Source organism: Thalassolituus sp. UBA6592, from assembly GCF_002433655.1.
Lineage (GTDB): Bacteria > Pseudomonadota > Gammaproteobacteria > Pseudomonadales > Oceanobacteraceae > Venatoribacter.
Genome location: NZ_DJIO01000144.1, coordinates 1 through 8,140 on the forward strand (window position 1 = coordinate 1; position 8,140 = coordinate 8,140).

The following is an 8,140-nucleotide window of genomic DNA, read 5'->3' on the forward strand; positions in this document are numbered from 1 at the left end:
AGCTGTTCACGCCATTCACAGAACGCTTCATGGAACCGCAGCAGGTTGGCCTCAGATTTAAGCTCGCCACGCAGATAAGCGGAGGTTTTCTGCAGCAGTTTGTTCAGATGAGACATGTCACTGTAACCACTGTCTGCGGCGAGATCGATGTGGGGTTGGTTAACCCGTGCGATAAGAAAAGCGGTGGCGGATCGGCGTGCTGGTGTGGTCACTCGGAAGCAGTCCTGACATTGGTTGAACGAAAAAGGGCGTCTGTTAACGCGATGATTGCGGTAATGCGCCGGTCTGGCGGCCATGCTACCCGGAAATGATGCCCAAGTTCACCCGTTGCGGAGCCAATTACCTAAATTTGCGTTTCTGACGTCTGGTTTACGCAAACCAGAACCGTGTTTAACGGCGTCTGAATACGGAGAGTTTAACCGGCTATGGCGCACGGTATGCTGATCTGAGTACTGTATGTTTCATGTTCCTGCAGTAGTCGGTAAGTTGGGAAGGAGGTAATACCCTGCTGCCTGACGGCCATATCATTGCCAACAGGTATTCGTATTTTGTCCTGAAGATATGAAAGCGTATGTTGCTTATTGGTTTCGCTGTGTATATCTGTGCTTATCTTGGTTATCGGAACAGCCGCATCCTGGCAGGACTTATTCCCTTTATATGACCTCCATCACAAAAAACCGGTTCTGTTTTATATGGCATATATTGAGGCCTGTGTGGCTGTTTACAATTAACTGGCATCATTATATATATGCGCTATCGTTTAAATTCTGTACAGTTGACAGGTGTGATCCCGATGGAAAACGTTCTGTTAAAGGAAAATGATATCGTCCTGGTGAAAGGCGTGGTAACTGAGTTAACTCCGATGGGGTTTGAGTGCGACGTTGAACTGGAAGATATGAGTGCTCTGCGTAAAGACAGTGGCAAATTCAGATATCTCGATATCGAAATGATGTTGAGTTCCCATGGCGGCGAGTGTTCTGTAACCGGGGCCGGTTGCGTGCATTCAGTACGGCGTATTTCGCAAAGCCATTGCAAAGTGACTGTGCGCTTTAAAGAAATAGAGCAGAACGGATATAAACTGATATCCGAACATATATCACCCAACCCGGTCGTGCATTTGGACGATATGCGTGCTGAACGCCAGTCACGTCGTGCCTGATTGATATTCTGCGCGCCTTAAAACTCTGCGTTTTGAAACTCTGCTTCGTGAAACTCTGCCTTATGGAAAAGAGTCCCGATACTGTCCCGCAGTCTGTTCAGCGATGGTCTGTCGCCTTCAATGGTTAATATAACGCCTTCCGTGGTAAATCCTTCGTCACATACACGAATGTTCATCTGGCTTAACAGATGACGGATATCCGATTGATCCTGAAAAGAGCAGGCTATCCGGGCATTGTATTGTGGTTGGTAGCTGCGCAAGGCGCCGGCGTCTGCTAACGCTGTCAGGGCCATACGGGCGCTGCGGGAATATGCCCGCTGTAATCCACCGGTGCCCAGTTTGGTGCCGCCAAAATAGCGTACGACACAGACCAGACAATTGAGCAGAGCATCGTGCTGTAACTGCTTCAGTACCGGCATGCCAGCAGTGCCTGATGGCTCTCCGTCGTCACTGAATCCTTCCGCTGGGTGCAGCTCACCAGCAAGCCGGCTCGCCCAGACCACATGATTGGCCTTCGGGTGTGCAGTCCTCAGTTTTTCGAGTTCGTGGCGGATGCCCGCATCATTTGACACTGGAAAAACAAGTCCGATAAAACGGCTGTTCTTTTCAATCAGCTCAGCTTCGGCAGTTTCTGAGGGAATAAACTGGTCATTAGACATAGCGGTTACTTGCGGGCGCGAAACAGGTTGAAGCGCTTGTCACTGGCAACGGTTGTTACCTGGCGGAATGTGCGCTTCAGTGCTGCAAAATAGGGTAAATGGCGGTTGGCGATTACCCAGAGTTCACCGCTATCAGTAAGGTGCTCTGAGGCGTCACGAAACATACGCAGGGCGATGTCTGTAGTTTGCCGGTGACCATCGTGAAACGGCGGATTGCAAACAATAATGTCAGCTTCTGCGTCGAGGCCGGTAAGTGAATCGTTGTGTACTGCGCTGAGCGGTAACTGGTTCTCTGTGGCGTTGCGGCGGCAACTTTCGACTGCGCAAAGCGAATCATCAATGGCGGTGATGTTGATATGTGGCCAGCGTTGAGCCAGGGTCAGACCCAACAGGCCATTGCCACAACCAAGATCAATCAGATGCCGGGCATTTGCCGGACACTCTATATTTGCCAGTAACAGATAGCTGGCAATATCCTGGCTGTCCCGGGAAAAAACGCCGGGTTGAGCGCCCAGCTGCAGTCCTGTATCTGTGCGGTAGCCTTTGAATTCCTGTATGGCCGGCGATCGCCAGCCTTCAATTTCGAGCAGTCGCGCCTTTTTGCGGATAGGCCATTGTTGGTAACGCTGTGAAGCGGATTCCAGTTGCTTAAGCAGGGCGACTGGAATGTGTTTGGCCATGCCGGCAAGATAAATAACCGCATGCGGTGCCGCTTTGGTGATGATATTCAGCCAGTAAATGAGCTGCTCCGAGTTTTTCGGGATGCGCAGCAATACCTGCTCAGTATCAGCCGGAATATCCTGCAGCTGGCTCAAAATACGCTGTTCGCCTGCATCAGGCAGATGGTTTTCCTGAGCGTTGCTCAGCCAGTTGTTGCGGGCGCTGATGCTGTCAGACCAGGCAAAAGCCTGTGGGCGGGCGCAGAACAAAGCCCCAAAACGGTCGTTAACGATGACGCTGATTTTATCCGCGCTGGTTTCCGTCAGCAGATATTCATCAGCAGTATCCCAGGGGCGGGCAACATGTTCAGGCAAAGGGGGAATGCAGCGCAGCGTCAGATCGCTGATGCTGCGCGCGGATGGTGCTCCGGACATCAGTAGATATCGCCGAAATCTTTGTCATCCAGCTGATCGAGCAGAGTGCGGCGGTCTTCAGCTTCGTCTTCACGTTCTTTACGCTCAGTGTCCTGTTGCTTGCGGGCAGCTTTTGCCTGCTCAGCTTTCTGTTCCGCTTTGAGGGCGGCTGCGCGTTCTTCTGCATGCTGACGATCTTTGGCTTCAGGGTTCTCCTGCAGGAATTTCTCATAAACCGACAGGCTTTTCTTTTTCACCCGTTTACCGGTCTGGCGGTCATAGCCTTCGCTGCGCGCCTGCTCCTTAAATCGGGAGATGCTGCCGGTTTTGGTTTTATGGATTCGCTTCAGGGAGCGGGTTTTCTTAACTCGGGTCATTTGTTCGCCTGTATCACTTCATCTTGTCTTCAGAGGAAAGATAATCCGGCTGGCAGGACTGCAGGAGTGCAGACAGAAGCGCGTTCTGAAGAAAACAGTGTTCATTTTACATGAGCTGGATTGCCACATTCCAGCGCTTTACTTTTTTCTGACCGCAGGTACTGTTGCCGATCAGAAAATAAGTTGAGATTTTATGAATAACCCCTCGTTTTTTGCACCTTTCGCTGTCACGGCGCCGATCTTTCTTATCATTTTACTGGGTATTCTTCTGCACTGGCGCAAAGTGATTGGCGATGAGTTTATCGCTTCGTCATCGCGTCTGGTTTTTACTCTGGCACTGCCGGTATTGATGTTCCGCGCCATTGTGATGGCGGATCTCAATCTGGCTGCGCACCTGGATCTGGTTTTGTACTCGGTACTGGCTGCCGCTCTGGCGGCGCTGGTCTCGATTTTCTGGGCAAAAATATTCCATGTCAGCGAGCAGGCGTATGGTGCCTTTGTTCAGGCGGCATTCCGTTCTAATCTCGGGATTATTGGTCTGGCGGTCTGTATTGCTGCCTACGGCGAGGCGGGTGCGGCGCTGGGTGCGTTGATTCTGGCCGGAGTGACGCCCGTTTATAACCTGATTTCGGTTCTGGTGTTAAGTAAAGGCAAGGCGCCGGACTGGAAGTCCCAGCTGCGCGGCATTATCACCAATCCGTTAATTGTGGCCATTATTCTGGCGATTCCATTTCAGCTCAGTGGCGTGCGCATGGCGCCGGTGTTCGATGACACGGCGCGTCTGATTGCGCAGCTGACGCTTCCCCTGGCATTGCTGGGTGTTGGGGCGAGCCTGAACGCCAGTCTGCGCGGCAGTATCAATTCCGTGGTGCTGCAGATCAGCTTCCTGAAATTAATTTTTCTGCCGGTAGCGATCACCGCAGGTGCTTATATGATTGGCATCCGCGGAGATGAGTTAAGCATTCTGGCGATTATGTTTGCCAGTCCGACTGCTGCTGCGTCTTTTGTTATGGCCCGGGCCATGGGTGGCGATGCGTTATTAACTGCCCGCGCAATAGCCGTAACTACTTTGGGGGCTTTGGTGACGATCAGTTGTTTTCTCTATGTTCTGGACGGTCTGCCGCTGGTATAGTCGGGGGTTGAGGGAATATTCGATTTATTGGCACCGCGACATCAGGTTCTCAGAGTGAATTCCGGACAGGGAAAAAAGCGTTATTTAGTGTATCTGGCATCCAATTTTGACGGATTGGATCTGGAACGGTATGAAATGGGACGACTGTTAGCAAAGCAGGGAATGCTGAATATTGGCATTCCTTGTCGCGAAGACGCCGGCCCGTACGACTGGGATCTGGTACGCAGCCAGATCGAAATTGCAGACATGTTCATTCTGTTGCTTGGCGGCAGCTATGGGCCCATGTCACCGACCGGTATCAGTCATCTGCACCGGGAGTTCGTCCATGCCCGTTCGCTGAATAAGCCAACTCTGGCCTTCATTAAAAATATTCCACCGGCAACAAACCCAACCGAAGATACCCGTCGCCTGGCTGGCTTTCACCGGGTCATTGCGCAACAGTCTCCCTACAAATTGTGGCATCTGCGTGAAGAACTGATGACACATCTGCGGGCGTCGTTAGCCAGCCCGCATCTGCAGATCGGTGATGGCTGGGTGCCTGCTCAATCGGTGGTTATGTCGGTACCAGCTGTTGCTCCCGTTGCCGCTGCTGCGGAAGAGCTGTCACCAAGTCAGCGCCTGGCGCGCAGTCGTCAACTGGTCAATCTGCAGGTCACTGCCAAAGTGTATCAGGGGGGGAATCTGTCCCTTGAGGAAGTGCTGTTGCCGGCACGCATGGATCAGATGCTGATCGGTCTGACGCCGGCGTTCAGAAATGGGGTGAGTGAAAGTCGTGCGCGTAAGCGACTGGAGACGGCAATTGCCCCCAGCATTCAGAAGCAGTTACTGAAACTGCATCCTAAGGCTCATGCGGTGGATGATGTTAAAATCAGCCGCGGCCAGTTTCATCAGATGCTTAAGCAGTGGAAAGAGCTTGGCTATGTCAGATCGGAAGGCGAAGGCAGCCGGGCCATCTGGCGTTCTGCTGCTTCCTGAGGCAATCGCGGTTTGTGACAACCGCGATCGAATGGTCCCGGGCGCATATTTACTGCGCGAGCGTACCCAGTAACGAGTTCCTTTGTTCCCATTCATCTTTCATGCTGTCGCACACTGTGTTGCACAAATCGAAGATGAAGGGTGCACCAATGCTGAAATAGGCCATATTTCCGTCCTGACGACGTTTTACCAGACCATGGGTTCGCAGGGTTGAAAGGTGCTTAGATACGTTTGGCTGGGATGCATTGGTTGCTTCAACCAGCTCTGAAACAGATTTTTCGCCGTTCTGCAGTTGGTGCAGAATCCGCAGGCGCATAGGGTCTGACAGTAAACGAAAACGCTGTGCAATCAGCTCCAGCATTTCTTCGGACATCATTTCGGACATTAGGTAGTCTCCATAGCAAGGCGCTATTTTAAGCGAAACCTGCGACAGGAAAATATAACCGGTTGCTTATTAAGTGTAATAATTAATTCTAAGGTTATTACCAGTGGTTATTCTTAATGGCTATGAGTGCAGATCTTTGGGGTTAGGCGTATACTGGCGCAAAATCTCCGGAGGTCTTATGTTTCGCATCCTGTTGTCACTGGTCTTTGTCGTCGTTGCGGGCTGCAGTGATCGGGAGTCAATCGTCAGGATCGAAGGACCAACCATGGGAACGGCCTACCACATTGCGTGGGTAGGCGATCCTGCTAAGGCGGAAGCTATCCAGGCGGATATTGATCAGCGGCTGGCTGCAATCAACCGCATCATGTCGACCTACGATCCGACCTCTGAACTTTCACTGATAAATCAATCAAAAGCACCTCTGGCCGATGATGGCTGGATTCCTGTCTCGGCAGATCTGGCAGACGTCATCGCAGATTCACTGGAAATTTATCAGAAGAGTGGTGGTGTATTCGATATCAGTGTCGGGCCTCTGGTTAATCTCTGGGGTTTCGGTCCCGATGCCCACCCTGATGAGGTACCTTCAGAGGACGTGCTGGCGGAAGCCATGAGCCGCACCGGGCTGGATGTGCTGCAGTTTGATCCGCAGCGTCCGGCAATCAAACTGGCGCAGCCACGCTATCTGGATCTTTCCGCTATCGCCAAAGGCTGGGGCGTGGACGATATTGCTGCGTTGCTGGAAGGAAAGAACATACACAACTACATGGTCGAAATCGGCGGCGAAATCCGCACGGGTGGACGTAAACCGGGCGACGCGCCGTGGCGGATTGCCGTCGAGCGTCCGGGAGCGCTGGCTGATGGCCGCAATGTTGAGCTGGTTATTGAGCCGGAAGATGTGGCGGTAGCGACCTCCGGGGACTACCGTAATTATTTTGAAAGGGATGGTGTGCGTTACTCTCACACCATTAACCCGTTTACCGGGCGTCCCATCACTCATCGTCTGGCATCGGTCACAGTGATTGATGCCTCATCAGCGATGGCGGATGGATGGGCGACCGCGCTGAATGTTGCCGGGCCGGAAAAAGGCATGGCCCTGGCGGAACAATATCGTATGGCAGTGTTTATGATTGTGCGTACCGACGATGGCTTCAGTGAGTTGTCGTCCGCAGAGTTCAGACGCCGCTATCTTCAACAGCCCTGAGAGGGCAGGAGCCAGTTATGACAATGTTTATGGTTGCCTTTGGCGTGATGTTACTGATCATCGCGGCCATGGCGGTGGGCGTTATTTTTGGTCGTAAACCAATCAGCGGGTCGTGTGGTGGCATGGCGGCCATCGGCATGGACAGCGCCTGCGATGTATGTGGCGGTGACAAAGCCCGCTGCGAAAAAGAAAGTAAGAAAGCAGCATCTGTAGCCGACAAGGCTGATTTTTATGATGCGACTAAGCGCTAATCCGGCGCTTCAGCAGAATTCACCTAGAATACGTAATGTCCGCTATGCGGATCACTGGTTAATCAAACGGAGAAATAAGGCATGACAGATTATCGCTACGACGTGGTTGTTATCGGCGCTGGCCCAGCGGGCGAAGGTGCAGCAATGAATGCAGCCAAGAAAGGTAAGAAGGTCGCCGTCGTAGAAGATAAGAACATGGTAGGCGGGAACTGTACTCACCTGGGTACTATCCCATCCAAGGCCCTGCGTCACGCTGTAAAACAGATTATTCAGTTCAATACCAACCCAATGTTCCGGGAAATCGGTGAGCCGCGCTGGTTTTCCTTTCCACGGGTGCTGAAAAGTGCTGAGAAGGTTATCGGCAAGCAGGTGAAGCTGCGTACCGAGTTTTACGGCCGTAACCGTATCAGCGTTTACACGGGTAAGGCACGGTTTGCCGATGCAAATACTATCGATGTTTTTCACGGCAGTCAGACCAACACCCGTCTGCATGCAAAAGAGATCGTTATTGCTACTGGCTCAAGCCCATGGCGCCCATCCAATATCGATTTTACTCATCCGCGGGTTTACGACTCCGACACCATTCTTCACCTGGAGCATACGCCACGTACCCTGATTATTTACGGTGCCGGTGTTATTGGCTGTGAATACGCTTCGATCTTTACTGGCCTGGGCGTGAAGGTGGATCTGATTCACCCGGGGGATCGCCTGCTGAATTTCCTTGATGACGAAATTTCCGATGCGCTGAGCTATCACCTGCGTGATAAGGGTGCCCTGATCCGCCATCACGAGCAGTTTGATTCCGTGGAAGCCAATGATAAATACGTCACTATGGTCATGGCCTCCGGCAAAAAAGTGAAAGCGGATGCTTTCCTGTGGGCAGCAGGGCGCAGTGGTAATACCAGTGATCTGGGGCTGGAAAATATTG

11 protein-coding genes are annotated in these 8,140 nt (G+C 52.2%); 6 read left to right on the plus strand and 5 right to left on the minus strand.

The annotated features are described in order from the left end of the window. Positions 1–212: hypothetical protein (locus tag B2Z72_RS14145; RefSeq protein WP_297005115.1), on the minus strand; the 212-nt coding region annotated here is incomplete at its 3' end. A gap of 581 nt (positions 213–793) precedes the next feature. On the opposite strand from B2Z72_RS14145, the gene B2Z72_RS14150 reads away from it, so the two are divergent. Beyond that, positions 794–1,159 (plus strand): hypothetical protein, encoded by a 366-nt coding sequence (locus tag B2Z72_RS14150; RefSeq protein ID WP_296982720.1) that lies wholly within the window; start codon positions 794–796, stop codon positions 1,157–1,159. 17 nt (positions 1,160–1,176) lie between these two features. On the opposite strand, the gene B2Z72_RS14155 is transcribed toward B2Z72_RS14150, so the two are convergent. From B2Z72_RS14155 to B2Z72_RS14165, 3 genes are read right to left on the minus strand one after another with little or no spacing between them, the layout of a single operon-like run. Further along, entirely contained in the window at positions 1,177–1,818 is a 642-nt protein-coding gene (locus tag B2Z72_RS14155) for an IMPACT family protein (RefSeq protein WP_296982719.1), read from the minus strand. A 5-nt stretch (positions 1,819–1,823) separates the two neighbouring features. Beyond that, positions 1,824–2,912: a class I SAM-dependent methyltransferase gene (locus B2Z72_RS14160; RefSeq protein WP_296982718.1), complete on the minus strand. Its 1,089-nt coding sequence runs from the start codon at positions 2,910–2,912 to the stop codon at positions 1,824–1,826. After that, a complete protein-coding gene (locus B2Z72_RS14165) occupies positions 2,912–3,268 on the minus strand; it encodes a hypothetical protein (RefSeq protein ID WP_296982717.1) in 357 nt (118 codons plus the stop codon). The genes B2Z72_RS14160 and B2Z72_RS14165 overlap by 1 nt, the downstream gene beginning before the upstream one ends. A 193-nt stretch (positions 3,269–3,461) precedes the next feature. Between B2Z72_RS14165 and B2Z72_RS14170 the strand changes: the two genes are divergently transcribed. Beyond that, positions 3,462–4,400: an AEC family transporter gene (locus B2Z72_RS14170; protein WP_296982716.1), complete on the plus strand. Its 939-nt coding sequence runs from the start codon at positions 3,462–3,464 to the stop codon at positions 4,398–4,400. An 87-nt stretch (positions 4,401–4,487) separates the two neighbouring features. Continuing rightward, positions 4,488–5,375, plus strand: a complete 888-nt coding sequence (locus B2Z72_RS14175) for a DUF4062 domain-containing protein (RefSeq protein WP_297005142.1) — start codon at positions 4,488–4,490, stop codon at positions 5,373–5,375. Between the two features lie 49 nt (positions 5,376–5,424). Here B2Z72_RS14175 and B2Z72_RS14180 read toward each other — a convergent pair whose 3' ends face one another. After that, positions 5,425–5,760, minus strand: coding sequence for an ArsR/SmtB family transcription factor (locus B2Z72_RS14180; RefSeq protein WP_297005117.1), 336 nt, complete (start codon positions 5,758–5,760; stop codon positions 5,425–5,427). Between the two features lie 178 nt (positions 5,761–5,938). Here B2Z72_RS14180 and B2Z72_RS14185 point away from each other — a divergent pair, with 178 nt between their 5' ends. The 3 genes from B2Z72_RS14185 to B2Z72_RS14195 form a co-directional block, all read left to right on the plus strand. Beyond that, the gene (locus B2Z72_RS14185; protein WP_297005119.1) at positions 5,939–6,961 is read left to right on the plus strand and encodes an FAD:protein FMN transferase; all 1,023 of its coding nucleotides are present in this window, start codon (positions 5,939–5,941) and stop codon (positions 6,959–6,961) included. A 17-nt stretch (positions 6,962–6,978) separates the two neighbouring features. Then, complete coding sequence (gene nqrM / locus B2Z72_RS14190) at positions 6,979–7,212, plus strand: (Na+)-NQR maturation NqrM (protein ID WP_296982566.1); 234 nt, start codon at positions 6,979–6,981, stop codon at positions 7,210–7,212. A gap of 81 nt (positions 7,213–7,293) precedes the next feature. Then, positions 7,294–8,140: FAD-dependent oxidoreductase (locus tag B2Z72_RS14195; protein WP_297005122.1), on the plus strand; the 847-nt coding region annotated here is incomplete at its 3' end.